The sequence below is a fragment of the Brevundimonas sp. genome (assembly GCF_047617075.1).
Lineage (GTDB): Bacteria > Pseudomonadota > Alphaproteobacteria > Caulobacterales > Caulobacteraceae > Brevundimonas.
Genome location: NZ_JBLGCI010000004.1, coordinates 36183 through 61676, shown reverse-complemented (window position 1 = coordinate 61676; position 25494 = coordinate 36183). Strand labels below are relative to the sequence as shown.

The following is a 25494-nucleotide window of genomic DNA, read 5'->3' as shown; positions in this document are numbered from 1 at the left end:
GTGACCATCGAGACCCTCGTCACAATCGGCGTCTTCGCCCCGCTGCTGGGCGCCATGATCGCCGGCTTCTTCGGCCGCCGGATCGGGAACGTCGCCTCGCAGGCGGTGACCACCGGCCTGTTGTTCCTGTCGTGCGCCATCGCCTGGACCGTGTTCGGCCAGCATACCTGGGGGCACATGGAGGCCTTCACGGTCGAGCTGTTCCCGTTCATCAACGTGGGCGATTTCCAGTCCACCTGGTCGGTGCGCGTGGACGCCCTGTCGGCTGTGATGCTGATCGTGGTGACGACCGTGTCGTCGCTGGTGCACCTGTATTCCTGGGGCTACATGGCCGAGGACGACAGCCGGCCGCGCTTCTTCGCCTATCTGTCCCTGTTCACCTTCATGATGCTGGCCCTGGTGACGGCGGCCGACTTCATGCAGCTGTTCTTCGGCTGGGAAGGGGTGGGGCTGGCGTCCTATCTGCTGATCGGGTTCTGGTACAAGAAGCCCACGGCAAGCGCCGCCGCCATCAAGGCCTTCGTGGTCAACCGGGTGGGCGACTTCGGCTTCGTGCTGGGCATCATCACCGTGTTCTGGATGTTCGGCACGATCAATTTCGCCGAGCTGTTCCCGCTGATCGCGGCCCAGTCGGGCGCGGGCTGGGACTTCATCGGCCAGCGCTGGTCGGCGCTGGATCTGGCGGCGTTCCTGCTGTTCATCGGCGCCATGGGCAAGTCGGCCCAGTTCTTCCTGCACACCTGGCTGCCCGACGCCATGGAGGGCCCGACGCCGGTGTCGGCCCTGATCCACGCCGCCACCATGGTGACGGCGGGCGTCTACATGGTCTGTCTGCTGTCGCCGATCTTCGAATACGCGCCCACCGCGTCGCTGATCGTGGCGGTTGTCGGCGGGATCACGGCCCTGTTCGCGGCCACCGTTGGTCTGGCCCAGAACGACATCAAGCGGGTCATCGCCTATTCGACCTGTTCGCAGCTGGGCTACATGTTCTTCGCGGCGGGCGTCGGCGCCTATCAGGCGGCCATGTTTCACCTGTTCACCCACGCCTTCTTCAAGGCCCTGCTGTTCCTGGGCGCCGGCTCGGTGATCCACGGCATGCACCACGAGCAGGACATGCGGAACATGGGCGGGCTGGCGAAACTGCTGCCCATCACCTACGGCGCGATGATGATCGGCACCATCGCCATCACCGGCCTGGGCATTCCCGAGCTGAAGTGGGGCTTCGCCGGCTTCTATTCCAAGGACTCGATCCTGGAGAGCGCCTTCGCCTCGGCGGACTACAGCCCGGCGGGCCTGTTCGTGTTCTTCATCGGCCTTTTCGCGGCCGGGCTGACGGCCTACTATTCGTGGCGTCTGATCTTCATGACCTTCCACAACAAGCCTGTGTGGAAGGACGAGCACGCGCCGGTCGAGCACCATCATGACGACCATGCCTCGGACGCCCAGAAGGAAACCCACACCGAGCCGCTGATGGACGACGCCGTGGCCGCGCATGCGGATGCGCACCATGACGCCCACCACGACGACCACGGTCATCACGGCCCGCTGAAGCCGCACGAAAGCCCGTGGACCATGTTGATCCCGCTGATCGTGCTGTCGATCGGCGCGGTGGCGGCGGGCTTTGTGTTCTACGAGAACTTCGTGGGCCACCACGAGGCCGAGTTCTGGCGCGGAGCGATCTTCACGTCCGAGGCCAACCACGTGCTGCACGACAGTCACTATGTGCCGCGCTGGGTGCTGTGGGCGCCGCTGGTGCTGACCCTGACGGGCACGGCGGTGGCGTTCTGGGTCTATGTGATCAAGGAAGGCATGGCCCGGCGCATGGCCGAGCGGGGCAACATCCTGCACACCTTCTTCTACAACAAGTGGTTCTTCGATGAGCTGTACGGCGTGGTGTTCGTGAAGGGTGCCAAGGCCATCGGCGATTTCTTCTGGAAGATCGGCGACGTGAAGATCATCGACGGCCTCGGCCCCAACGGCGCCGCCTGGGCCTCGCTGAAATCAGCCGCGCGGCTGGCCAAGGTCCAGTCCGGCTATGTCTATCACTATGCGTTCGTGATGCTGCTGGGTGTGGCGGGTCTTCTCGCCTTCGCCATCGCGACGTGGGGAGCCTGAGCCCGTGCCCTACATCCTGAGCATCGTCACCTTCCTGCCCCTTCTGGGCGCCATGGCCGTGCTGATCGCGCGCGTCGCGGCGAAGTCCGAGGAAGCCGCCGCCGGTCCGGCCCGCTGGATCGCCCTGATCGCCAGCCTGGTCGTGCTGGCCGTCTCGGTCGTGCTGGTGGCCGGGTTCGATCCGTCGAACCCCGACTATCAATTCGTGGAGATGGTCCCCTGGTTCGCCGGGGCCAGCTATCACCTTGGCGTGGACGGGATCTCGATCCTGTTCGTGCTGCTGAGTGCGTTCCTGCTGCCCATCTGCATCATCGCCAGCTGGTCCTCCATCAAGGAGCGGGTGGCGGAGTACATGATCGCCTTCCTGATCCTGGAGACGCTGCTGATCGGCGTGTTCACGGCGCTGGACCTGTTCCTGTTCTACATCTTCTTCGAAGGCACCCTGGTGCCGATGTTCATCATCATCGGGGTGTGGGGCGGGGCGAACCGCATCTATGCGGCCTACAAGCTGTTTCTCTACACCCTGCTGGGGTCGGTGCTGATGCTGGCGGCCATGCTGTACATGGCGGCCACGGCGGGCACCTCCAGCATTCCCGAGCTGACCGCCTGGGACTGGCCGGTGGGGGTGCAGGCCTTCCTGTGGCTGGCCTTCTTCGCCTCTTTCGCGGTGAAGATGCCCATGTGGCCGGTGCACACCTGGCTGCCCGACGCCCACGTGCAGGCGCCGACGGCGGGGTCGGTGATCCTGGCGGGCATCCTGCTGAAACTGGGCGGCTACGGCTTCATCCGCTTCAACCTGCCCATGTTCCCCGAGGCGTCCGCGTACTTCACCCCGCTGGTGATGGTGCTGTCGGTGATCGCCATCATCTACACCTCGCTGGTCGCCTTCCGTCAGACCGACATCAAGAAGCTGATCGCCTATTCGTCGGTGGCCCACATGGGCTTCGTGACCATGGGCGTCTTCGCCGGCAACGATCAGGGGGTGCAGGGGGCGGTGTTCCAGATGATCAGCCACGGGCTGATCTCCTCGGCGCTCTTCCTGTGCGTGGGCGTGGTCTATGACCGCATGCACACCCGCGAGATCGCCTTCTACGGCGGACTGACGTCGCGCATGCCGTGGTTCGCGGCCATCTTCCTGATGTTCACCATGGCCAATGTGGGCCTGCCGGGCACCTCGGGATTCATCGGCGAGGTGCTGACCATGGTCGGCGCCTATCAGGTCTCCACCTGGGCGGTGTTCTTCGCGGCCTCGGGCGTGATCTTCTCGGCGGTCTATGCGCTGACGCTGTACCGCAACGTCATGTTCGGCGAGATCACCAATCCGGCGCTGAAGGCCATTACCGACATCGACCGGCGCGAGCTGCTGGTCTTCGTTCCGCTCATCATCGGCACCATCTGGCTGGGCGTCTATCCGGCCGCGGTGCTGGACATCACCCAGGCTTCGGTGGGCGCGGTGACCGCCGCCTACCAGACCGCGATCGGCGGGTAAGACGACCATGTTCGACATCAATCTCGCCCTTCACATCGCCGCCCCCGAGGCCCTTCTGGCCGTCGGCTCGATGATCCTGCTGATGCTCGGCGCCTATGGCGGCGAGAAGCTGGGCCGCGTGGTCAGCCTGCTGGCCGTCGCCCTGCTGATCGGCGCGGCGGGCGTCGCCGCCAATGCGCCGCTGGGCATGGTGTTCAACGGGGCGTTCGTCTCGGACCCCATGTCGGTCTACGCCAAGGTCGCCATCTATCTGGCCAGCGCCCTGGCCGTGGTGCTGGGCGACGGCTGGACCCGCCGCAACGGCATCGCGCGGTTCGAGTACCCGGTGCTGATCGTGCTGGCGGCCGTGGGCATGGGCATGATGGCCTCAGCCGGCGACCTGATCGCGCTTTATGTGGGCGTGGAGCTGCAGTCTCTGGCGCTGTACGTGCTGGCCGCCTTCCACCGGGACAACGCCCGGGCGTCCGAGGCGGGTCTGAAGTATTTCGTGCTGGGCTCCCTGTCGTCGGGCCTGATCCTTTACGGCGCCAGCCTGATCTACGGCTTCACCGGCTCCATGCGCTTTGACGAGATTGCCGTGGTGGCGGCGGGCGGGGCCGAGACCGGTCTGATCTTCGGTCTGGTGTTCCTGATCTGCGGCCTGGCGTTCAAGGTGTCCGCCGCGCCGTTCCACATGTGGACGCCCGACGTCTATGAGGGCGCGCCGACCCCGGTCGTGGCCTTCTTCGCCACCGCGCCCAAATTCGCGGCCATGGTGCTGTTCGCCCGCGCCATGAGCGAAGGCTTCGGCGGCGCCCACGACCAGTGGGCCCAGGTGCTGGTGATCATCTCGCTGATCTCGTTCGCGGTGGGCGCCTTCGGCGGCCTGGCTCAGCGGGACATCCAGCGGCTGCTGGCCTACTCGTCCATCGCCAACATCGGCTATGCGCTGCTGGCCATCACGGCGGGGACGCAGGCGGGTCTGCAGGCCCTGCTGCTGTTCATGACCTTCTACATGATCGACACGGTCGGCTTCTTCGCCCTGCTGATGGCCCTGTCGCGGGGCGGTCGTCCGATCCGGCGCATCGCCGACCTGGCGGGCCTGCGCAAGGACAAGCCGGTCACCACCATCGCCATCACGGTGCTGTCCCTGTCGGTGCTGGGCATGCCGCCCTTCGCCGGTTTCTGGGGCAAGTTCTATGTGTTCGGCGCGGCGCTGCAGGCGGGCTACTGGATCGTGGCGGCGCTGGGTCTGGTCGCGTCGGTCGTGGCGGCCTTCTACTATCTGCGCATCATCAAGGTGATGTGGTTCGACGCGCCGCCGGAAGGCGAGGGGGCGGTGGATCCGTCGCCGCGTGACGCCCAGTGGGTCGGCTGGGCCGCCGCGGCGTTCTCGTTCCCGCTGGTGCTGATCGCCCTGACCTGGCTTGAGCCGCTGGCGCGCAACGCCGCGACCAGCTTCGGGGCGGGCTGATTGGCCGAGGCCGCACCGCGCCTGATTCTCGAGGACACGGACTCCACCAACGCCGAGGCGCGGCGCATGGCCGAGCGCGGCGAGACCGGGCCGCTGTGGATCGTGGCGCGGCGCCAGTCGGCGGGCCGGGGCCGACGCGGCCGGGAATGGTCCAGCGAGACGGGCAACCTGGCGGCGACCCTGCTGACCGTGGTTCATCGCCCGCCCGCCGAGGCGGCGCAGTTGACCTTCGTGGCGGCGCTGGCCGTTGCGGACCTGCTGGACGCGTACGCCCCGCCCGCGCTGGTCAGCATCAAATGGCCCAATGACGTGATGCTGGACGGCAAGAAGGCCAGCGGCATTCTGCTGGAATCCGGCGCCCACGACAGCGGCGGGCTGTGGCTGGCGGTCGGGATCGGGGTCAATCTGGCCCATGCGCCGACCGGCACCGAGCGGCCCGCCACGGCGCTGGCCGATCACCTGCGTGGGGACGTGGGCGCGCCGCCGTCCATTGAGCGGGCGGCCGAGGCGCTGGCGCAAGCGTTCGCCACATGGATGGACCGCTGGATGACGCTGGGTTTCCAGCCGGTCCTGGACGCCTGGGCTGCGCGCGCGCCGGGCCTGCATGGCCCCTGCACCGCGCGGCTGAGTCATGAGACACTGACGGGCCAGGCCGAGGGCGTGGAGCCGGACGGGGCGCTGCGCCTGCGCTTGCCCTCGGGCGACCTGCGGCGCATTTCGGCGGGCGACGTGTTCTTCGGGGAGGCGGTCTGATGCTTCTGGCCATCGAGCAAGGCAACACCAACACCCTGTTCGCAGTGCACGACGGGGCGGACTGGATCGCCCAGTGGCGCACGGCCACCGAGTCCACCCGCACCGCCGACGAATACGCTGTCTGGCTGAGTCAGCTGCTGTCCATGCGGGACATCAAGATGGCGGCCCTGCAGGGCTGCATCATCTCCAGCGTCGTGCCCCAGTCGATCTTCAACCTGAAGAACCTGTCGAGGCGCTATCTGAACGTCGAGCCGCTGGTGATCGGGGACAATGTGGACCTGGGCATTCCGGTGCGCATCACCAAGCCCAGCGAGGCGGGCGCCGACCGACTGGTCAACGCCATCGGGGCGCATCTGAAATATTCCGGCGACCTGATCGTCATCGACTCCGGCACCGCCACCACCTTTGACGTCATCGCCGCCGACGGCGCGTTCGAGGGCGGGGTGATCGCGCCGGGAATCAATCTGAGCCTTCAGGCCCTGCACGAGGCGGCGGCCATGCTGCCCCGCATCGCCATCCAGAAGCCGGACCGGGTCATCGGCAAGGACACGGTGTCCAACATGCAGTCCGGCGTGTTCTGGGGCTATGTCTCGCTGATCGAGGGCATGGTGGCACGCATGAAGGCCGAATGGGCGAAACCCATGACCGTCATCGGAACCGGCGGCGTGGCCAGCCTGTTCGAGGGCGCAACCGACAGCATCGATCACTTCGACGCGGATCTGACCATCCGCGGCCTTCTGGAAATCTGGCGTCGCAACGCCCATCTGAAAACAACATGAAAAAATCAAATCAAGACGAACTGGTCTTCCTGCCGCTGGGCGGTTCCGGAGAGATCGGCATGAACCTGAACGCCTACGGCTTCGGCCCGGCCCACGACCGCAAGTGGATCATCGTCGATGTGGGCGTGACCTTCGGCGACCTGTCGACGCCCGGCGTCGACATCATCGTGCCCGATCCCGAGGCCCTGAAGGGCGAGAAAATTCTCGGCATCCTGCTGACCCACGCCCACGAGGACCACATCGGCGCCCTGGGCTGGCTGTGGCCGCGCCTCCAGGCGCCGCTCTACGCCACGCCGTTCACCGCCTATCTGATCCGCGACAAACTGCGCGAGCAGAACCTGCTGCAGGAAGCCAAGCTGCACGAGGTGCCGCTGGGCGGCACGGTCAATCTGGGGCCGTTCGAATGCGAGTTCGTCACCATGACGCACTCCATCGCCGAGCCGAACGGCATCGCCATCAAGACCCCGCTGGGCACGGTGATGCACACCGGCGACTGGAAGATCGACGACGACCCCGTGGTCGGGTCGCAGACCGATGGCAAGAGGTTGTCCCGGCTGGGTGATGAGGGCGTGCTGGCGATGGTGGGCGATTCCACCAATGTCTTCGTGGACGGCGTCGCCGGCTCCGAGGGCGGCGTGGCCGATGCTCTGGTCGATCTGATCAAGCCCCTGCGTGGCCGTGTGGCCGTGGGCTGTTTCGCCTCCAATGTGGCGCGGGTCCACAGCGTGGCCTTGGCGGCCAAGGCGGCGGGGCGGCGCGTGGCGCTGGCCGGGCGGTCCATGCACCGCATCACGGCCGCCGCCAAGCACGTGGGCCTGCTGGGCGACCTGCCGCCGTTCCTGTCGGACGAGGAAGCCCGCGTCTGGGCGCCGGACGAAGTGCTTTATCTTTGCACCGGCAGCCAGGGCGAGGCGCGCGCGGCCCTGTCGCGCATCGCTGACGGGACGCACCCCGTGGTCAAGTTGGGGTCGGGCGATCACTGCATTTTCTCGTCGCGGGTCATCCCGGGCAACGAGCTGGCTATCGGCGATCTGCAAGACCGTCTCGCAGACCGGGGCGTGCGCCTCTACACCGAGAAGGATCACCCCGGCATCCACGTGTCCGGCCACCCGTGCCGGGACGAACTGAAGCAGATGTACGACTGGGTGCGCCCGCGCATCGCGGTGCCCACCCACGGCATGCGCCGCCACCTGATGGAGCACGCCAATCTGGCGAAGGACATGGGCGTGCCGGAGACGGTGACACCGCGCAACGGCGATCTGGTCCGTCTGGCGCCGGGCCCGGCGGCGATCATCGACGAGGTTCCGTCCGGCCGTCTTTACGTGGACGGCGGCATGCTGGTGACCGAGGCGGGCGAAGCGATCCGCGAACGTCGCCACGCGGCCAACAACGGCGTGCTGGTGGTCAGCTTCGCCCTGGACAAGCGCGGTCGCATCGTCAGCGACATCGATGTGCGCGGCATCGGCCTGCCGGGCGACGAGGGCACGCCGCTGGGCGACGCCCTGGACGATCTGGCCGAGCGGGTCGAGGACGTGGTGCGCGGCCTGAAGGGCGAGGCGCTTGAGGACGAACTGGTGGTCGAGCAGGCCGTGGCGCGCGCGCTGAAGAAGGCCAGCCAGCAGATCTGGGACCGTCGTCCGATCGTGGAAACCATCATCCTGCGGCTGTAACCTCAGCCCACGCGGAGAGCACGCCGTGCCGAACTTTCAAGAGCTTTCCGCCCGCGGCCGAGAGCGGGGCCGGCGTGCGCTGGAGCGCGTGCGCCACGCCCGCCACCCGCTGCACGGCTGGCGGCGCTGGGCGGTCATCGGTGTTCAGGCGTTGGTGGGCCTGTTCCTGCTGTTCGCGCTGGTGAACCTGGCTCTGTGGTTCTCCATCGACCGGCCCGGCGGCGCGATCCGTCAGGCGCTGTGGGAGGTGGAGGCGCTGGCCTACAGCCCCCTGGATGGACAAAACGCTTCGGACCAGAGGTTCACCGCCCTGTATGGCGAGGCCCTGAGCGCCGAGCCGGAGGCGGCCGAAATCCGCGACTATTTCGCCGACCAATCACGGCGGGGGCAGTTCGTTCTGGAGCATGTCATGGTCCAGCGGATGGACGCCCTGAACGGCGGGCTGGATGCGCGGGTGTTTCCGCCGGGTGTCTATGTGGGCTTGCGGGCCATGGGGCCGGACACGGCGCCGATGGTTTATGTGACCCGGCACATGGCGCACTTCATGTTCTTTCCGCGCCATGCCTACATCCTGGTCGTGCCTGAACAGGGCGAGGCCACGGTGTTTTCCGCCAGCGTGAACGAGAAGCTGGACGACGACGCGGAACACCCGAACCAACTGCGCGCGAGGCTTCAGACGTACGAGGTCGGCGCCTACGATTTTCCGTCTTCGGGGCAGGCGGTGCACCTGATGACCCGCGTATCGGACGAGGTTGCGGGGGACGCGCTGGAGCGGTTGGAGGCAGCGGCCCGCGAGCTTGAAGAGGCTGAAGCCACCTATGGCGTGCTGGCCCCCAACTCAAACACTGTGATCGGGTGCCTGCTCGAGGATGCAGGCGTGATGACGCGTGAAGAGCGGTCCGGGGCGCTTCTGGCTGTGCGCGCGCCGGGGCTCGGCGCGGAGTGCGTTTGACGGTGGACAGGGCAGGGCTTTGCGCCCAGCTTCAGGCCTCGACAGGGAGATCATCATGAGCGTCAGGGTTCGCTTCGCCTTTCTTGCAGCGCTTCTCGCCGTGGCGGCCTGTGACCGGCCCGAGCGGATCGAGGCCAATGAGGCGGTGCCTGCCGCCGAGCCGGTTCCGGCGCCCGCGCCAGAGGCCATGACGCCGGAGGATCTGGTGCAGGCCCTGTACATGGAGCCGCAGATTCCCACCGCCGCGCCCCATGTGCGCCTGTATTTCGCCGAGCCGCTGGTGGACGGCCTGTCGGGCGAGGAGGGGATCGGTTTCGACTATCGTCTGGACGCCCAGGACGGGGCGATCGACGAGCTGGTGGTGGAAGAGCTGGCGGCCGGGCCGGACGGCTCATCGGTCGTGGCGCGCTTCGACCGGGCCGGGCGGCCTGTGTCCATGGCCTATGACCTGTGCCGCCGCGACAACGGTGAATGGCGCATCATTAATGTCCGCAGCGTCCAGAACGACTGGAACCTGCGCGATCTGACCGGCGCCGATGCGGACGAGGATGCGTCGTCGCAGCCCGCGTGCTGAGTCTCGCCCCCGCGATCCAAACGGTCTAAGCCAGACCGATGATCGGACGATTGAACCATGTTGGAGTGGCCACGCCCTCCATCGAGACCTCGACAGCCATGTACCGCGACCTGCTGGGCGCGACGGCGGTGGGCAAGCCGTTTGACCTGCCGGCGCAGGGGGTGCGGGTCTGTTTCATCGACCTGCCCAACAGCCAGATCGAGCTGATCGAGCCGCTGGGCGACGATTCACCGATCCACGGCTTTCTGGCCAAGAACCCCAGGGGCGGCCAGCACCACGTCTGTTACGAGGTCGAGGACATCATCGCGGCCCGTGACGCCCTGCGCGCCAGGGGGGCGACCATTCTGGGGACCGGCGAACCGCGCATCGGCGCCCACGGCACGCCCATCATCTTCGTGCATCCGAAGGATATGGGCGGAGTGCTGGTGGAGCTGATGGAAACACCGAAGGAGCCGCACCCATGATCGGACCGACCACAGCCATCGCCATCTATTTCGTGGTCTGGTGGACCGTGCTGTTCGCGGTCCTGCCGCTGGGCATGAATCAGGGGCCGCGCGAGCGTCAGACCGACGGCGGCGACTGGGGCGCGCCAGCCAATCCGAACCTGAAGAAGAAATTCATCACCACAACCTGGGTTTCGGCCATCGTCTGGGCCGTGATCATGGCGATCATCTTCACCGGGATCCTGCCGCTGCCGGACCTGCCGGGCGCGGGGTGATTTCGACAAGTCGGGAACCGAGTCGACTTTGATTGCCTATCCCCCGGCGCCCCGGCTAAAGGCGTAGGCTCAGTTAAAAACGGATTCCCGATGCGTCTTTCGCGCTACTTCCTGCCCACCCTCAAGGAGACGCCGTCCGAGGCGCAGATCGTCTCGCACCGGCTGATGCTGCGCGCGGGCCTGATCTGTCAGGAGGCGGCGGGCATCTACGCCTGGCTGCCGCTGGGCCTGCGGGTGCTCAAGAAGATCGAGCAGATCGTCCGCGAGGAGCAGGAGCGGGCGGGCGCCGTTGAAATCCTGATGCCGACCATCCAGCTGGCCGAGCTGTGGCGCGAGTCCGGCCGCTATGACGCCTATGGGCCGGAGATGCTGCGCATCGTCGACCGGCACAAGCGCGACATGCTGTACGGCCCCACGGCCGAGGAAGTGGTCACCGACATCTTCCGCGGTTTCGTGAAGAGCTATCGCGACCTGCCGCTGAACCTGTTCAACATCCAGTGGAAGTTCCGCGACGAGCAACGGCCCCGGTTCGGGGTGATGCGCGGGCGCGAGTTCCTGATGAAGGACGCCTATTCGTTCGACGTGGACGAGGCGGGCGCCCGCAAGTCCTACAACCGCATGTTCGTGGCCTATCTGAACACCTTCTCGCGGCTGGGCCTGAAGGCCGTGCCCATGCGCGCCGACACCGGCCCCATCGGCGGCGATCTGAGCCACGAGTTCGTCATCCTGGCCGACACGGGCGAGAGCCAGGTGTTCTGCGACCGCCGTCTGGTGGACATGCCGGCGCCCGGTCCGGACGTGGACTGGAACGATCTGCAGTCAACCGTTGATCAGCGAACGTCGCTCTACGCCGCCACCGAAGAAATGCACGAGGCGGACCGCTTTGACGCCGAGGTGGCCGAGGGCGATCGCCTGACCGCGCGCGGCATCGAGGTGGGCCATATCTTCTATTTCGGCACCAAGTACTCCAAGCCCATGAAGGCCATCGTGGCCGGGCCGGACGGCAAGGACGTGCCCGTGCACATGGGCAGCTATGGCGTCGGCGTCTCGCGCCTGATCGGGGCGATCATCGAGGCCAGCCACGACGACGCCGGCATCATCTGGCCCGAGGCCGTGGCCCCGTTCGACGTGGGCGTCATCAATCTGCGCCCCAATGACGAGGCGGTCTCGGCCGCCTGTGAGGACGCCACCGCCCGGCTCGAGGCGGCGGGCAAGACGGTGCTGTACGACGACCGCGATGAGCGTCCCGGCGGCAAGTTCGCCACCGCCGACCTGATCGGCCTGCCGTGGCAACTGATCATCGGGCCCAAGGGCCTGGCCGACGGGGTGGTGGAGCTGAAGCGCCGCGCCACGGGCGAACGCGAGACCCTGCCGCTGGACGCGGCCCTGCAGAAGCTGACCGCATGACCGACACGACCGCCGGGAAGCCCGCCAAGCCCGCCGGGGCGTTCAGCGCCTGGGAGCTCGGCCTGGCCCTTCGCTATCTGCGCGCCAAGCGCAAGGAGGGCGGGGTCGCCCTGATCGCCGTGATCAGTTTCATCGGCATCATGCTGGCCGTGGCCGTGCTGATCAGCGTCATGAGCATCATGTCCGGGTTCCGCACCGAGCTGCTGAACCGGATGCTATCGTTCAACGGGCACATGTATGTGCACGGTCAGGTGCTGGAGGCGCCGGACCGGGAGCAGGCGCTCGAACGCATCCGCGAAGTGCCCGGCATCGTCAGTGTCACGCCCCTGACCGAGTCTCCCGCCATGTTCACCGCCCACGGCCGCACGACTGGCGGGGTAGTTCGAGGCATCGCGCCGGAAAACCTGAACTCCATGAGCTTCGTCTATCAGAGCCTGGACGAGGAGGCCCGCGCCCGGTTCGGACAGGGCGAGTACGGCGGCGACAATATCTTGATCGGCCAGGCTTTGGCGGACCAGATGGGCCTGCGCATCGGCGATCTGATGACGCTGATCTCGCCCCAGGGCGGGGCCACGGCGTTCGGCGATCTGGGCACGTCCAAGACCTATGTGATCGGCGGCATCTTCCAGTCGGGCGCGGCGGATTATGACCGCGCCTATGTCTTCATGCCGCTGGAGCAGGCGCAGTTGTTCTTCGGCAAGGAAGGTATGTGGGACGCCATCGAGATGAAGGTGGAGGAGCCGGATCAGGTGGCTCGCTATGTCCAGCCGGTGGCCGAAGCGGCGGGGCAGGGCGCGCTGGTCAGCGACTGGCGCAACACCATGGCGGCCTTCTGGAGCGCGCTGAAGATCGAGCGCGTGGCCATGGGCATTATTCTGGGCCTCGTGGTGGCCATCGCGGCCATGAACATCATCTCGGGCATCGTCATGCTGGTGAAGAACAAGGGGCGCGACATCGCCATCCTGCGCACCATCGGGGCCAGCCCGTCGTCGATCCTTCGCATCTTCTTCATGGCCGGGGCGACCATCGGCGTGGCGGGGACGTTGGCGGGCCTCGTCCTCGGGCTTCTGTTCTGCTGGAACATCGGCGCCATCCAGAGCTTCCTCGAGTGGGTCCTGCAGGTGCAACTGTTCCCCGCGGACGTTTATATGCTGGACGGCGTGCCGGCCCTGGTCGATCCGGGCGACGTGTTCTGGGTCACGGTGTGGTCGCTGCTGATGTCCTGCCTCGCCAGCCTGCCGCCGTCATGGAACGCCTCGCGCATCGATCCGGTGGAGGCCCTTCGCTATGAGTAGCCCCGTACTGTCCCTGCGGGGCGTGACGCGCACCTATGACACCGCCCAGGGCGGTCTGCAGGTGTTGAAAGGCGTCGATCTGGACGTGTTTCCGGGCGAGGTGGTCGGTCTGATCGGGCCCTCGGGCTCGGGCAAGTCGTCGCTGCTGCACGCCGCCGGCCTGCTGGAGCGGCCCACCGACGGTCAGGTGATGATCGATGGTCAGGACGTGGGCGCCCTGCCGGAGCGGGCGCGTACGCGCATCCGTCTGGCCAAGGTGGGGTTCGTCTACCAGTTCCATCACCTGCTGCCGGAGTTCGACGCAGGCGACAACGTGGCCCTGCCCATGCGCATCAACGGCGTGTCGCACAGCGTGGCCCGGGGGCGGGCGTCAGAGCTGCTGACGGCTCTGGGGCTGGGCGAGCGGCTGACGCACCAGCCGGCGCAGCTGTCGGGCGGCGAGCAGCAGCGGGTCGCCGTGGCCCGGGCGCTGGCCAACCAGCCGCGCCTGCTGCTGGCCGATGAGCCCACAGGCAACCTGGACCCAAGCACCAGCCAGGCGGTGTTCGAATCCCTGCGCGAACTGGCCAAGACCACGGGCGTCGCCGCCCTGATCGCCACCCACAATATGGAGCTGGCCGGTCACATGGACCGGGTCTTCGCCCTGCGCGACGGCCATCTGGAAGAGCGCCCGGCCCAGAGCCAGGCCTACTGAGCCCCTACTTCTTGCCGGGCGGGACGGTGAAGGGCGAGGCGCCGACGGTGATAGGGGGCTTGGTCTTCTCCGCCTTGGGTTTGCGGATTTCCTTGGTGCTGCGTTTCTGACCCTTGGCCATGACAGGCGCTCCGGGCGCCGGCGGCCGCCGGAAGGGCGGGGAAGGGCGTTGGTGTCAGTCTACAACAGGCCTCGGCGAGTCCTGAGACAAATCTGCGGTTGACCGAAACAAAAACAGAACATAGAACATTCCCGGAACATCACTTCTGGGGATAAGGCATGACGCGTCTGGTTCGGGAATCGCTGTCTCTGGCATCGTGCGCCGGGGTTGTCTGGGTGGTCTGGCAGGTCGCTTTTCTGGTGACGTGACGCCGCCCCGACCCATGAGTTTCGGAGCAAGGCGTGGCGCACGAGGCCGGTAACGGGTTCATCCATCTTCGGGTCAAGTCGGCCTATTCGTTGCTGGAAGGCGCGATCAAGGCGGGCAAGGTCGGGCAACTGGCGGCCGGGCAGGGCATGCCCGCCGTGGGCGTCGCGGACCGCGCCAACCTGTTCGGGGCGCTGGAGTTCAGCCAGGCCGCGCGCGACGCCGGGGTGCAGCCCATCATTGCCTGCGCGTTGCCGGTGCTGGAGATCGGCGGGCGGATGAGCCAGCGCTGGGCCAAGACGCCCACGGTCGTCCTGATCGCCCAGAACGAGGCCGGCTGGCTGAACCTGTGCGCCCTGTCGTCGGCCGCATATCTGGGCTCCATGGAGCTGGCCGAGCCGGGCGTGCCGTGGTCGCTGGTGGAGCAGCACGCCGAGGGTCTGATCCTGCTGTCGGGCGGGCCGGACGGGCCGGTGGACTGCCTGTTCGCGGGGGGCAAGACCGCCGAGGCGCGGGCGGCGCTGGACACCATGAAGGCGGCCTTCGGCGATCGCTTCTATGTGGAGCTGCAGCGCCACGGCCTGGACGCCGAGAAGGCCGCCGAGCCGGGACTGGTGCGCTGGGCCTATGACAGCGACGTGCCGTTGGTCGCCACCAATGACGTCCATTACGCCGAGGCGCGGCAGGCCAAGTCCCACGACGCCCTGATGTGCATCGCCGACGGGGCCTTCATCGGCCAGGACGACCGCCGCCGGGTCACGGGCCAGCACTGGTTCAAGTCCGCCGCCGACATGCGCGCCCTGTTCGCCGACCTGCCCGAGGCCTGCGACAACACCATCGAGATCGCCCGCCGCTGCGCCTTTCTGGTGCAGACCCGCGCGCCGATCCTGCCGCGGTTCGACACCGGCGCGGGCCGTAACGAGGCCGACGAACTGATGCACCAGGCCCGCGAGGGCCTGAAGGCGCGGCTGGACGGCCTGACCCTGTCGGCGCCGGAGGAGGACTACTGGAAGCGGCTGGAGTGGGAGGTGTCCATCATCCAGCAGATGGGCTTCCCCGGCTACTTCCTGATCGTGTCGGACTTCATCAAATGGGCAAAGGCGCACGGGATTCCCGTGGGACCGGGCCGGGGCTCGGGCGCCGGTTCGCTGGTGGCCTGGTCCCTGACCATCACCGATCTGGACCCCATGCGGTTCGGCCTGCTGTTCGAGCGATTCCTGAACCCCGAACGGGTGTCCATGCCCGACTTCGACATCGACTTCTGTCAGGAGCGGCGCGAGGAGGTCATCACCTACGTCCAGCAGCATTACGGCGCGGACCGGGTGGCCCAGATCATCACCTTCGGCACCTTGCAGGCGCGGGCCGTGCTGCGCGACGTGGGCCGGGTGCTGCAGATGCCGCTGGGACAGGTGGACCGCCTCGCCAAGATGGTCCCGGCCAACCCCGCCAATCCGGTGACCCTGGCCCAGGCCATCGAGATCGAGCCACGCCTGAAGGAGGCCCGCGCCGCCGAGGCCTCGGTGCGCCACCTGCTGGACACGGCGCTGGAGCTGGAAGGCCTGTACCGCAACGCCTCGACCCACGCGGCGGGCGTGGTGATCGGCGACCGGCCGCTGACCGAACTGGTGCCGCTGTATCAGGATCCGCGTTCGGACATCCCGGCCACCCAGTTCAACATGAAGTGGGTGGAGCCGGCGGGGCTGGTGAAGTTCGACTTCCTGGGCCTGAAGACCCTGACGGTGCTGGACCGGGCGCGGGGGTATCTGGAACGGCGCGGGGCGGCGCCGGAATGGAGCCGCCTGCCGCTGGACGACGCGCGCACCTATGAGCTGATGGCCTCGGGCCAGACCGTCGGGGTGTTCCAGCTGGAATCCCAGGGCATGCGCGACACCCTGCGCAAGATGCGCTGCGGCTCAATCGAGGAGATCACCGCCCTGATCTCGCTGTATCGGCCGGGCCCGATGGAGATGATCGACACCTATATCGACCGCAAGTTCGGGCGGGCCGAGGTGGACTATCTGCATCCCAGCCTGACCGAGGTTCTGACCGAGACCTACGGCGTCATCATCTATCAGGAACAGGTGATGAAGATCGCCCAGATCCTGGCCGGCTACAGCCTGGGCGAGGCCGACCTGCTGCGTCGCGCCATGGGCAAGAAGAAGAAAGAGGAGATGGACTTCCAGCGGGCGCGCTTCACCAAGGGCGCGTCGGAAAAGGGGGTCCCGGAGGAACAGTCGGGCGGCATCTTCGATCTTGTGGCCAAGTTCGCCGGGTACGGCTTCAACAAGTCACACGCCGCCGCCTATGCGATGATCTCGTTCCAGACCGGCTGGCTGAAGGCCAACCATCCGGTGGAATTCTTCGCCGCGTCCATGAGCCTGGATATCTCGAACACTGACAAGCTGGCGGTGTTCTATCAGGATGCGCGGCGGTTCGAGGTGCCGATCCGCTCGCCGGACATCAACGCCTCCTCGGCCGATTTCGACGTGGCCTTCGACGATGAGGGCAAGGGGGCGGTGCTCTATGCGCTGGGCGCCATCCGCAATGTGGGGCTGGAGGCCATGCGCCACGTCCAGGCCGTGCGGGAAGAGGGCGGGCCGTTCGCGGATATCTTCGACTTCCTGGAGCGGGTCGATCCGCGCAGCGTCAACAAGCGGGCGCTGGAAAACCTGGCCCGGTCGGGCGCTTTCGACAGCATCCATCCGAACCGGCGTCAGCTGTTCGAGCAGGCCGACAAGCTGATGGCCTATTGCCAGAGCGTAGCGGCCGAGCGCGCCTCGTCGCAGGTAAGCCTGTTCGGCGGCGATCAGGCCGGCGCGGCGCGGCCGCGTCTGACGCCCGTGGAGCCCTGGGTCGGGCCTGAGCGACTGGACGAGGAACTGTCGGCTGTCGGCTTCTATCTGTCCGGGCACCCGCTGGAAGACATGGCCGAGGTGCTGAAGCGCAGGAAGCGCGTGACCTTCGTGGCCGAGGCCCTGGGTCTGGCCGAGGCCGGGCACGAGGCGTTCAACATGGCCGGCGTGGTGCGCCGTCGTCAGGAGCGGGCCAGCGCGCGGACCGGCGAGAAATTCGCCTTCGTCACCTTCTCGGACCCCACCGGCGAGTTCGAATGCCTGTTCCCGCCCGAGCAACTTCGCAACTGCCGCGAGGTGCTGGAGCCCGGCGCGGCGGTTCTGGTGCGGGTGCGAGCCAAGGCGGCGGACGGGGAGGTGCGCTTCTTCGGCGATTCCGCCAGCCCCATCGACACGGCGGTGGAGCAGGCGGCCGTGGGCCTGCGCATCCACGTGTCGCCGCGCGCGGCCGAGCTTGACGCCCTGCGCTCAAGGCTGGACCGCGCGGCCAGCGAGCGGGGCGGGGAGGTGGTGCTGGTCGCTTCTCTGGAGGGCCGCACAGAGGTGGATATGAAGCTGCCCGGCCGCTACCGGCTGGACGCGTCCCTGCGCGGGGCGCTGAAGTCCGCGCCGGGCGTGGTGATGCTGGAGGATGCGTGAGGCGGCGCAAGCGCGTTAGCTAATGCGTCATTCCCGGGCTTGTCCCGGGAATCCAGACACGCGGAACGTCAAAGGTCACCCCGACCCGTCCGAGCCTATGGATCGCCGGGACGAGCCCGGCGATGACGAGTTTCAGACTTGGCAGCCCTCAGTGATACCGCCGCATGAGGCCGACCAGCTTGCCCTGCACCTCGACCTGGTCGGGCCCGAAGATTCGCGTTTCGTAGGCGCGGTTGGCGGGCTCCAGAGCGATGGAGGCGCCCTTCCTTCTCAGGCGCTTGAGGGTGGCTTCCTCGCCTTCCACCAGAGCCACGACGATCTCGCCGGAGCTGGCCGTGTCGACGCGCTTGATGACCACCATGTCGCCGTCGAGGATGCCGGCCTCGATCATGGAGTCGCCCTCGATCTCAAGCACGTAATGCTCGCCCGCGCCCAGCATGCTCTCGGGCACAATAAGGCGGTCGCGCTCGTGCTGGATGGCGGCGATGGGCGTGCCGGCGGCGATCTTGCCCAGCAGGGGCAGTTCGCGGGTGTCGTTGGCGGGTTCGGGCGAAGCCGCGGGCCGACCGCCCTCGATGACGCCCGGCTTGAACCCGGCCTGACCGCGCGGCGCGCCCGCCGTGGCCTGGTCCGGCAGTTTCAGCACCTCGAGCGCCCGCGCCCGGTGCGCCAGACGACGAATGAAGCCCCGTTCCTCCAAGGCCGTGATCAGGCGGTGGATGCCGGACTTGGACGCCAGATCCAGCGCCTCCTTCATCTCGTCGAAGGAGGGCGAGACGCCCGTCTCCTTGATGCGTTCATGAATGAACATCAGGAGTTCGTGCTGCTTGCGCGTGAGCATCGGCCATCTTCCCCGCAGGCCGCCTCCGGAATCACTCCGGGAACAAGCCGTGAACTGATGTCGATGTTCTGTAAGTGTTCTTCGTTAATGTCAACTTACCGACAGCAACGCTTTCGTCGCCGCCGTCACGTCGTCCTGCCGCATGAGGCTTTCGCCCACCAGGATCGCGCGCGCCCGGGCATCGGCCACGCGGGCCACGTCGGCGGGCGTGAAGATGCCGCTTTCGGCCACCAGAAGGGCGTTGGACGGGCGCAGCAAGGCCAGACGTTCGGTCGTGGCCAGATCGACCTCGAAGGTGCGCAGCGACCGGTTGTTGATCCCCACCAGATCGGCTTTCAGGGCGCAGGCGCGGGCCATTTCCTCTTCGTCGTGGGTCTCGACCAGGGCGTCCATGCCGAATCGCGCCGCCTCGGCCATCAGCTCGGCGGCCAGGCCGTCGTCGATCATGGCGAGGATGACGAGGATGCAGTCGGCGCCCAGCGCGCGGCTTTCGGCCACCTGCCACGGGTCGACCAGAAAGTCCTTGCGGAGACAGGGCAGGGCGGTCGCCTCGCGGGCGGCGGCCAGATAGGCGTCGTCGCCCTGGAAACTGGGGCCGTCGGTCAGCACGGACAGGCAGGCCGCGCCGCCGGCTTCATACGCCTTGGCCAGCGCAGGCGGGTCGAAGTCGGGACGGATCAGGCCCTTGGACGGGCTGGCCTTCTTGATCTCGGCGATCAGGGCCGGACGGTCCGGCGCAGCCTTGTCTTCCAGCGCCTGTCGAAAACCGCGCGGCGGCGAGGCGACGGCGGCCAGCGCCTCGATGTCGGTTTGCGAGCGGGCGGCCTTGCGCGCCGCCACGTCCTGACGCTTGTAGGCGGCGATGCGGCTCAGAACGTCTGTCACGCGGCGGCCTCTTCCTCATTGGTGATACGCACAAGCGCGTCCAGCGCGGCGCGGGCGCGTCCGTCATCGATGGCGGCGGCGGCCAGAGCGGCGCCCTGCGCCAGATCATCGGCCCCGTCGCTGACCACCAGGGCGGCGGCGGCGTTCAGCAGCACGATGTCGCGATAGGGACCGGCGGCGCCGTCCAGCAGGGCGTTGAGGGCGCGGGCGTTATGCGCGCCGTCGCCGCCCATGAGGTCGCCCATGGCCGCCTCGGCCAAACCGGCGTCGGCGGCGGTGACGGTGAAGCGGCGCACGGCGCCGTCGCGCCATTCCGCGATCTCGGTGGCGCCCGTGGTGGTCAGCTCGTCCAGACCCTGACCGTGGACGGTCCATGCCCGCACGGCGCCCAGACGCCCCAGCACCTCGGCCAGCGGCTCCAGCAGGCGCGGATCATAGACGCCCATGACCTGACGCTTTGCATTCGCTGGATTGGAAAGCGGGCCCAATAGGTTGAAAACCGTACGGAATCCGATATCGGCGCGGACCGGGCCCACATGCTTCATGGCGCTGTGGTGGGCGGGCGCGAACAGGAAGGCGATGCCGGCCTCGTCAAGCGCGCGGCGCTGCTGGGCGGGACTGGCCGCCAGGTTCACGCCCAGCGCGGCCAGCACGTCAGACGACCCGGATTTCGAGCTGACCGCCCGGTTGCCGTGCTTGGCCACCTTCAGGCCCGCGCCCGCCAGCACAAGGGCCGAGGCGGTGGAGATGTTGAAGGTGTGCAGGCCCGAGCCGCCGGTGCCGCAGGTGTCGATCACCTCATAGGGCAGGTCCAGCTTCAGCGCCGCGGCGCGCATTTCGGTGGCGAAGGCGGCGATCTCCTCCACCGTCTCGCCGCGCAGGCGCAGGGCGGTGACGGCGGCGGCCATCTGGGCCGGGGTCGGCTCGCCGCGCAGGCAGGCGGCGAAGAAGGCCCGCGCCTCGTTGGCGGTCAGGGCGCGGCCGTCGGCCAGCTTTGACAGGATGGGCTTGAAGGCGTCGGACATGGCTCAGGCGGCGGCCAGACGGCGCACGCCGGCGAGGTCGAGGAAGTTGGCCAGCAGGTCGTGGCCGCGCTCTGTGGCGATGGACTCGGGGTGGAACTGGACCCCGTGGATCGGGCGGGTGCGGTGCGCGAGCCCCATGATCTCGCCGTCCGCCGTCCAGGCGGTGACCTCCAGCACGTCGGGCAGGCTTTCGCGCTCCACGGCCAGGCTGTGATAGCGGGTGGCGGTGAAGGGATCGGGCAGCCCCCGGAACACGCTTTTGCCCTCATGGCGGATGGGCGAGGTCTTGCCGTGCATCAGCGCCTTGGCCCGGATCACCTTGCCGCCGAAGGCCTGACCCATGGCCTGATAACCCAGGCAGACGCCGAAGATGGGCAGGCTTTCGGGGGCTTTCGCCAGCACGTCCAGACAGATGCCCGCCTGATCCGGCGCACAGGGGCCGGGGGACAGCAGCACCGCATCGGGGTTCAGCGCCAGCGCCTCGTCGGCGCTCAGGTCGTCATTGCGGATGACGTGCGTGGGCGCGCCCAGTTCCGCCAGATAGTGGACCAGGTTGTAGGTGAAGCTGTCGTAGTTATCGATGACGAGGATCATGATCTGGCTGTTCTAGGCGGCGCAGCCTGTGTCGCCAAGGACAATGCGTCTGTCCCGGAAAGGGAAAGCTAACGGGTGGGGCCTAACCTCTGCGGGCAACAAGCGGAGAGGGGCCATGACCGAGGCCGACGCCATCGAACGTGCGCGAGAATTGCTGGGACCGCCTACGGTCCGTGATCCGGCCATGGGCGCGCTGGGCGCGGCCCTGCTGGCGGCGGTGTCCGCCCTCATGATGGCCGGCGCAGTGATCGTGGGGCCGGGGTTCGAGGTGGATCGGTCGTCGGCGGATGCGATGCGCGGTTTCGACTGAGGTCTGGCCCGGCGCTTGCTGCACACGCGTCATGCGCACCATTCTGACACTCTCCGCTTTCGTCGTCCTGGCCGCCGCCTGCGCGCCGAGACCGCAGCCCTATCCGGTCGCCGAGGCGCCGTATCTGCTTCACGTGCCCGCGCCAGGGACCGATTACCGCTATCGCAGCGGGTCGCAGGGCTTCGGCCGCACCGGGCCGGTGTATGCGCCGGGACCGGCTTACGGCCCTTATGGACCGGGCCCCGGCTATGGGTACGGCGAAGGATACCAGGGGCCGCCGCCCTATGGTCCGCCCCCGGGCTATCGCGAATACGGCTATGGGTACGAGGCCTATGAGGGTCCGCACGTCCGCCGGTATTCAGACGGCTATTCCTGGGGCGATCGCCGCCATTCGGTCCGCGGCGGCTCCAGCTATGAGAGCCGCGAGATGATGACGGAGGAGCGCTATTTCGAAGGCGGAGCCATCGTGGAGCGCGAAGCGACGCGCGAACCGCATCGGTACGAACCCGCCCCTTATCGAGACACGTCTGGATACCAGTCCTATCCCGGTCCTTACGCCGAATCGTCGCGGTTCGAGTCGCCCCGGGCAGAGCCTTCGCCGTACGCCCGGCGGCCCTATCCCGACGCGGGGCCCGAGCCGTTCTATTGATCAGCCGAAGCGCCAGGCTTCCTCGGCGGCGGCCTTGAGGGCGCGGGACTTGTGCAGGGTCTCTTCGTACTCGGCCTTCGGGTCGCTGTCGGCGACCACGCCGGCGCCGGCCTGAACGTGCATCACGCCGTCCTTGAACAGGGCGGTGCGCAGGACGATGCAGGCGTCGATCTCGCCGCCTGACGAGATATAGCCTGCCGCACCCGCATAGCCGACGCCGCGCTTGACCGTCTCCAGCTCGTCGATGATCTCCATGGCCCGCACCTTGGGCGCGCCCGACAAGGTGCCGGCGGGCAGGGCGGCCAGCAGGATGTCCACCGGATGCAGGTCCGGCCGCGCCTTGCCCGTGACGTTGGAGACCAGATGCATGACGTGGCTGTAGCGCTCCACGAAGAAGCTCTTCGTGACCTTGACCGAGGCCGGCTCGGCCACCCGGCCCACGTCGTTGCGGCCCAGATCCACCAGCATCAGATGCTCGGCCAGTTCCTTGGGATCGGCCAGAAGTTCGGCCTCCAGCGCTTGATCCTCTTCCGGCGTCCTGCCGCGCGGGCGGGTGCCGGCAAGGGGGCGGATCGTCAGTTCGCCGTCGCGCAGGCGCACCAGAATCTCGGGGCTGGAGCCCGCCAGCTGGAAGTCGCCGAAGTTCATGTGGAACAGGAAGGGCGACGGGTTGGTGCGGCGCAAGGAACGGTAGAAGGCGAAGGAATCCCGGGCGAACGGCGCGCTGAAGCGCTGGCTGGGCACCACCTGAAAGATGTCGCCGGCGGCGATGTAGTCCTTGGCTCGGCCGACGATGGCGCCGAAGCTCTCCTCGGTTTCAGAGCCCTCGAAGACAACGGGATCGGGCGCGCCGGGTGCAGGGCGCGGCGTGGGCTGGTTCAGACGCTCGACCACGGCGTCCAGGCGGGCCACGGCGGCGGCGTAGGCGGTCTCCGCGTCGCCGCCGTCCTGCCAGGCGGGGGTGGCCAGGATGATCTCCTGGGCCACGCCGTCGAAGATAGCGACGATGGATGGGCGCGTCAGGACGGCGTCGGGCAGGTCCAGCGGGTCGGGATTGGCCTCGCCGATGGGCTCGAACAGGCGCACCAGATCATAGCCGAACACGCCGAACACGCCGGCGGCCATGGGCGGCAGGCCATCGGGCAGGGCGATGCGGGCGTCGTCGACCAAACGCTTCATGGAGGCGACCGCGCCGTCGGGCTCGGCCGTGAAGCGGTCCGCCGCGATGTCGTCGCCGCGCGCGACCTCGGCCTTGTCGCCCCGGCAACGCCAGACCAGATCCGGCGCCAGCGTCAGGATCGAATAACGCCCGCGCCAGGCGCCGCCCTCGACCGATTCGAACAGGAAGGCGTAGGGCTCGCCCTGTCCCAGCTTGAGGCAGGCCGAGACGGGCGTCTCGAGATCGTCGATCAAGCGGCGGAAAACCACCTGCGCGCTGCCGTCCGCCCAGCCGCGCGCGAAGTCCTCCGGACAGGGCGAAGCGGCCTCGCGACTCATTCTTCTTCGGCGGCGGGCGCAGCGGGCGCCTGGTCGGGGTCGATGCCCAGAGCGACGAGGGCGCGGTCAGGCCAGGTCCGGACGTTCACCCGTCCGGCGGCGGCGGCCCGGGCGTCGTTCCCCAGCGCCTCGGCCGCCTGCATGCTCATCTGCGGGCGGATCTGCTCGGCTTGCGGAGCGGCCAGGGCCGGAACCGGAGCGCGGATACGGTCGACGCGGCCGACCACGAAGCTCTGACCGTCCTGCGGACCGCTGAACACCTGTTCGGCGCCCTGGCCGAACAGGCCGCGCAGGACGCCCTGACCGACTTCGTTCTGGGTTTCCTCGTCCTGCTGCACGCCGGTGCGGGCGACCAGGGTGGCGTTCACAGAGGCGGCGACATCGGCGATGGCTTCGCCGCCGCGCACCCGGCCGGCCAGCTGGTCGGCGAGGGCGGCCAGACGGCGCGCGTTCTCCCGCTGCAGCCAGTTCTGGGTCAGAGGCTCGCGGACCTCGTCAAGCGACGGCATGGCGGCGGGCGTGATCTCGTTGACGCGAACCACGAAATACTGGCCCTGGCCGGCGTCGATGACGTCGCTTTCGCCACCTTCTTCCTGGGCGTAGGCGCTGCGCAGCACCGGCTCGGGGGCGTTCAGGGGCTGGCCGTTCGGCAGGCGACCGTCCTCGGTGAAGGGCGGCAGATCGATAATCCGGGCGCCGGCGGTCTCGACCGCATCGGCCAGGGAGGCGCCGTCCTGACGGGCCTGCTCATAGGCTTCTACGGCGTCATAGGTCTGGCCCCGCGCGGCCTCCTCGCGCAGTTCCTGGACGATCCCTTCCCGGGCCGACTCCAGTGTCGCGGCCTGACCGGCCGTGACCGAATCGACCACGATCACCGTCTGACCCAGGCCGCTCTGGACCGGGCCGACGATCGCGCCTTCCTCGGCGCCGAAAGCGGCGGCGGCGATGGCCGGGTCGGTGACGGCGGACCGGGCGCGGTTCTCATATTCCACCGGCTGCACGTCATTGGCTTCGGCCACGGCGGCAGGCGACTGGCCGCCGCGCAGGGCCTGGGCCATGGCCGCGGCGGTTTCCGCGTCGCCGGCGGTCAGAGTCGTGAAGGTGCGCGTCTCGGCCTGGGACAGGGACTCCCGGCGGAACTCGAAGCGTTCCTGAATTTGCTCCTCGGTGATCGCCGGAAGGTCAGCTTCGGAGGCCGGGGTGAACACAACCAGCGAGATGGTCCGGAACTCGGGACGGCGCAGTTGCTCGGCGTTCTCGTTGAGGAAAGCGGTGAGCTGTTCTTCGGTCGGGGCTTCCGCCTCGCCGGCCATGGCTTGCGTGACGACGAACCAGCTGCCGTCGCGGGTGTGCAGCGACTGACCGGCCAGCACCGCGCCGTAGATGCGCGGCAGGCGCAGGCCGGCGTACATGGCGGCGCCGTAGTGGTTGGCGGCCAGCTGGTCGCGGATCTCTTCCTCGAAATCCGCCTGGGTGACGTTCTGCTCGGCCAGGGCGGCGGCGTACTGGTCCGGATCGAACTGGCCGGTAACCTGATTGAAGAACACCGGGAACTCACGGATCTGGGCGGCGATCAGCTCGGCGCCGGGGCGCAGGCCAGCGCGCCAGGCCCAGGCCAGGAAGCCCTCGGTCTCGGCCAGACCTTCCAGAACCTGCACATGGCCGCCCTGGGCCACCACCTCTTCCATCGTGATGTTCTGACCCGACTGTTCGCGGAACTCCGCTATGCGTCCATCAACGACGCGGCGAAACTCGATCTGGCTGATTTCCCGGCTTCCAGCCTTGACGACCGGGCCGTTCAGATTGCCGCCGCTGAAAAGGTCCGTCATTCCGCCAACGATGATGAAGCTGATGGCGATCAGACCCACGATGATCGGGGCGACCCAGGACTTCGAGAGCTTGCGGAACGAGGAGATCATGCGGCGGGCCTTGGATC

General features: G+C 67.8%; 23 protein-coding genes. 16 read left to right on the top strand and 7 right to left on the bottom strand.

The window, feature by feature from the left end:
* Positions 1 to 6: 6 nt before the first annotated feature.
* From nuoL to ACI8U3_RS05300, 13 genes are all read left to right on the top strand, one after another.
* Complete coding sequence (nuoL, locus tag ACI8U3_RS05360; RefSeq protein ID WP_415014046.1) at positions 7 to 2115, top strand: NADH-quinone oxidoreductase subunit L; 2109 nt, start codon at positions 7 to 9, stop codon at positions 2113 to 2115.
* A gap of 4 nt (positions 2116 to 2119) precedes the next feature.
* Positions 2120 to 3604 (top strand): NADH-quinone oxidoreductase subunit M, encoded by a 1485-nt coding sequence (locus tag ACI8U3_RS05355; RefSeq protein WP_415013838.1) that lies wholly within the window; start codon positions 2120 to 2122, stop codon positions 3602 to 3604.
* A 7-nt stretch (positions 3605 to 3611) separates the two neighbouring features.
* Positions 3612 to 5057 (top strand): NADH-quinone oxidoreductase subunit NuoN, encoded by a 1446-nt coding sequence (gene nuoN, locus ACI8U3_RS05350; RefSeq protein WP_415013837.1) that lies wholly within the window; start codon positions 3612 to 3614, stop codon positions 5055 to 5057.
* Complete coding sequence (locus tag ACI8U3_RS05345; protein WP_415013836.1) at positions 5058 to 5810, top strand: biotin--[acetyl-CoA-carboxylase] ligase; 753 nt, start codon at positions 5058 to 5060, stop codon at positions 5808 to 5810.
* Positions 5807 to 6589 (top strand): type III pantothenate kinase, encoded by a 783-nt coding sequence (locus ACI8U3_RS05340; protein WP_415014045.1) that lies wholly within the window; start codon positions 5807 to 5809, stop codon positions 6587 to 6589. Before ACI8U3_RS05345 ends, ACI8U3_RS05340 begins: the two co-directional genes overlap by 4 nt.
* The gene (locus ACI8U3_RS05335; RefSeq protein ID WP_415013835.1) at positions 6586 to 8259 is read left to right on the top strand and encodes a ribonuclease J; all 1674 of its coding nucleotides are present in this window, start codon (positions 6586 to 6588) and stop codon (positions 8257 to 8259) included. The genes ACI8U3_RS05340 and ACI8U3_RS05335 overlap by 4 nt, the downstream gene beginning before the upstream one ends.
* A gap of 25 nt (positions 8260 to 8284) precedes the next feature.
* Positions 8285 to 9211: a hypothetical protein gene (locus ACI8U3_RS05330; RefSeq protein ID WP_415013834.1), complete on the top strand. Its 927-nt coding sequence runs from the start codon at positions 8285 to 8287 to the stop codon at positions 9209 to 9211.
* Positions 9212 to 9266: 55 nt separating this feature from the next.
* Positions 9267 to 9785: a hypothetical protein gene (locus ACI8U3_RS05325; RefSeq protein ID WP_415013833.1), complete on the top strand. Its 519-nt coding sequence runs from the start codon at positions 9267 to 9269 to the stop codon at positions 9783 to 9785.
* 38 nt (positions 9786 to 9823) lie between these two features.
* Positions 9824 to 10249: a methylmalonyl-CoA epimerase gene (gene mce, locus ACI8U3_RS05320; protein WP_415013832.1), complete on the top strand. Its 426-nt coding sequence runs from the start codon at positions 9824 to 9826 to the stop codon at positions 10247 to 10249.
* Positions 10249 to 10503: a DUF1467 family protein gene (locus ACI8U3_RS05315; protein WP_415014044.1), complete on the top strand. Its 255-nt coding sequence runs from the start codon at positions 10249 to 10251 to the stop codon at positions 10501 to 10503. The genes mce and ACI8U3_RS05315 overlap by 1 nt, the downstream gene beginning before the upstream one ends.
* A 90-nt stretch (positions 10504 to 10593) precedes the next feature.
* Positions 10594 to 11910 (top strand): proline--tRNA ligase, encoded by a 1317-nt coding sequence (proS, locus tag ACI8U3_RS05310; protein ID WP_415013831.1) that lies wholly within the window; start codon positions 10594 to 10596, stop codon positions 11908 to 11910.
* Complete coding sequence (locus ACI8U3_RS05305; RefSeq protein WP_415013830.1) at positions 11907 to 13205, top strand: lipoprotein-releasing ABC transporter permease subunit; 1299 nt, start codon at positions 11907 to 11909, stop codon at positions 13203 to 13205. The genes proS and ACI8U3_RS05305 overlap by 4 nt, the downstream gene beginning before the upstream one ends.
* On the top strand, positions 13198 to 13899 hold the full coding sequence (locus tag ACI8U3_RS05300; RefSeq protein ID WP_415013829.1) for an ABC transporter ATP-binding protein: 702 nt from the start codon (positions 13198 to 13200) through the stop codon (positions 13897 to 13899). Before ACI8U3_RS05305 ends, ACI8U3_RS05300 begins: the two co-directional genes overlap by 8 nt.
* Before the next feature lie 4 nt (positions 13900 to 13903).
* On the opposite strand, the gene ACI8U3_RS05295 is transcribed toward ACI8U3_RS05300, so the two are convergent.
* Positions 13904 to 14020, bottom strand: a complete 117-nt coding sequence (locus ACI8U3_RS05295) for a hypothetical protein (RefSeq protein ID WP_415013828.1) — start codon at positions 14018 to 14020, stop codon at positions 13904 to 13906.
* 281 nt (positions 14021 to 14301) lie between these two features.
* Between ACI8U3_RS05295 and dnaE the strand changes: the two genes are divergently transcribed.
* Complete coding sequence (gene dnaE, locus ACI8U3_RS05290; protein WP_415013827.1) at positions 14302 to 17757, top strand: DNA polymerase III subunit alpha; 3456 nt, start codon at positions 14302 to 14304, stop codon at positions 17755 to 17757.
* 148 nt (positions 17758 to 17905) lie between these two features.
* On the opposite strand, the gene lexA is transcribed toward dnaE, so the two are convergent.
* The 4 genes from lexA to ACI8U3_RS05270 all read right to left on the bottom strand — a co-directional run bounded on the left by lexA (position 17906) and on the right by ACI8U3_RS05270 (position 21102).
* The gene (gene lexA, locus ACI8U3_RS05285) at positions 17906 to 18598 is read right to left on the bottom strand and encodes a transcriptional repressor LexA (RefSeq protein WP_415013826.1); all 693 of its coding nucleotides are present in this window, start codon (positions 18596 to 18598) and stop codon (positions 17906 to 17908) included.
* Between the two features lie 90 nt (positions 18599 to 18688).
* Positions 18689 to 19483 (bottom strand): indole-3-glycerol phosphate synthase TrpC, encoded by a 795-nt coding sequence (trpC, locus tag ACI8U3_RS05280; protein ID WP_415013825.1) that lies wholly within the window; start codon positions 19481 to 19483, stop codon positions 18689 to 18691.
* Positions 19480 to 20508: an anthranilate phosphoribosyltransferase gene (gene trpD / locus ACI8U3_RS05275; protein ID WP_415013824.1), complete on the bottom strand. Its 1029-nt coding sequence runs from the start codon at positions 20506 to 20508 to the stop codon at positions 19480 to 19482. Before trpD ends, trpC begins: the two co-directional genes overlap by 4 nt.
* 3 nt (positions 20509 to 20511) lie before the next feature.
* Positions 20512 to 21102, bottom strand: coding sequence for an anthranilate synthase component II (locus ACI8U3_RS05270; RefSeq protein WP_415013823.1), 591 nt, complete (start codon positions 21100 to 21102; stop codon positions 20512 to 20514).
* A gap of 115 nt (positions 21103 to 21217) precedes the next feature.
* Here ACI8U3_RS05270 and ACI8U3_RS05265 point away from each other — a divergent pair, with 115 nt between their 5' ends.
* Both ACI8U3_RS05265 and ACI8U3_RS05260 read left to right on the top strand, forming a co-directional pair.
* A complete protein-coding gene (locus ACI8U3_RS05265) occupies positions 21218 to 21412 on the top strand; it encodes a hypothetical protein (RefSeq protein WP_415013822.1) in 195 nt (64 codons plus the stop codon).
* A 31-nt stretch (positions 21413 to 21443) separates the two neighbouring features.
* Positions 21444 to 22061: a hypothetical protein gene (locus ACI8U3_RS05260; RefSeq protein ID WP_415013821.1), complete on the top strand. Its 618-nt coding sequence runs from the start codon at positions 21444 to 21446 to the stop codon at positions 22059 to 22061.
* Here ACI8U3_RS05260 and trpE read toward each other — a convergent pair whose 3' ends face one another.
* Together trpE and ACI8U3_RS05250 are read right to left on the bottom strand one after the other, a co-directional pair.
* Complete coding sequence (gene trpE / locus ACI8U3_RS05255) at positions 22062 to 23558, bottom strand: anthranilate synthase component I (protein WP_415013820.1); 1497 nt, start codon at positions 23556 to 23558, stop codon at positions 22062 to 22064.
* Positions 23555 to 25477 carry a SurA N-terminal domain-containing protein gene (locus ACI8U3_RS05250; RefSeq protein ID WP_415013819.1) on the bottom strand — a complete coding sequence of 641 codons (1923 nt, stop codon included), beginning with the start codon at positions 25475 to 25477 and terminating at the stop codon, positions 23555 to 23557. The genes trpE and ACI8U3_RS05250 overlap by 4 nt, the downstream gene beginning before the upstream one ends.
* Positions 25478 to 25494 lie beyond the last annotated feature (17 nt).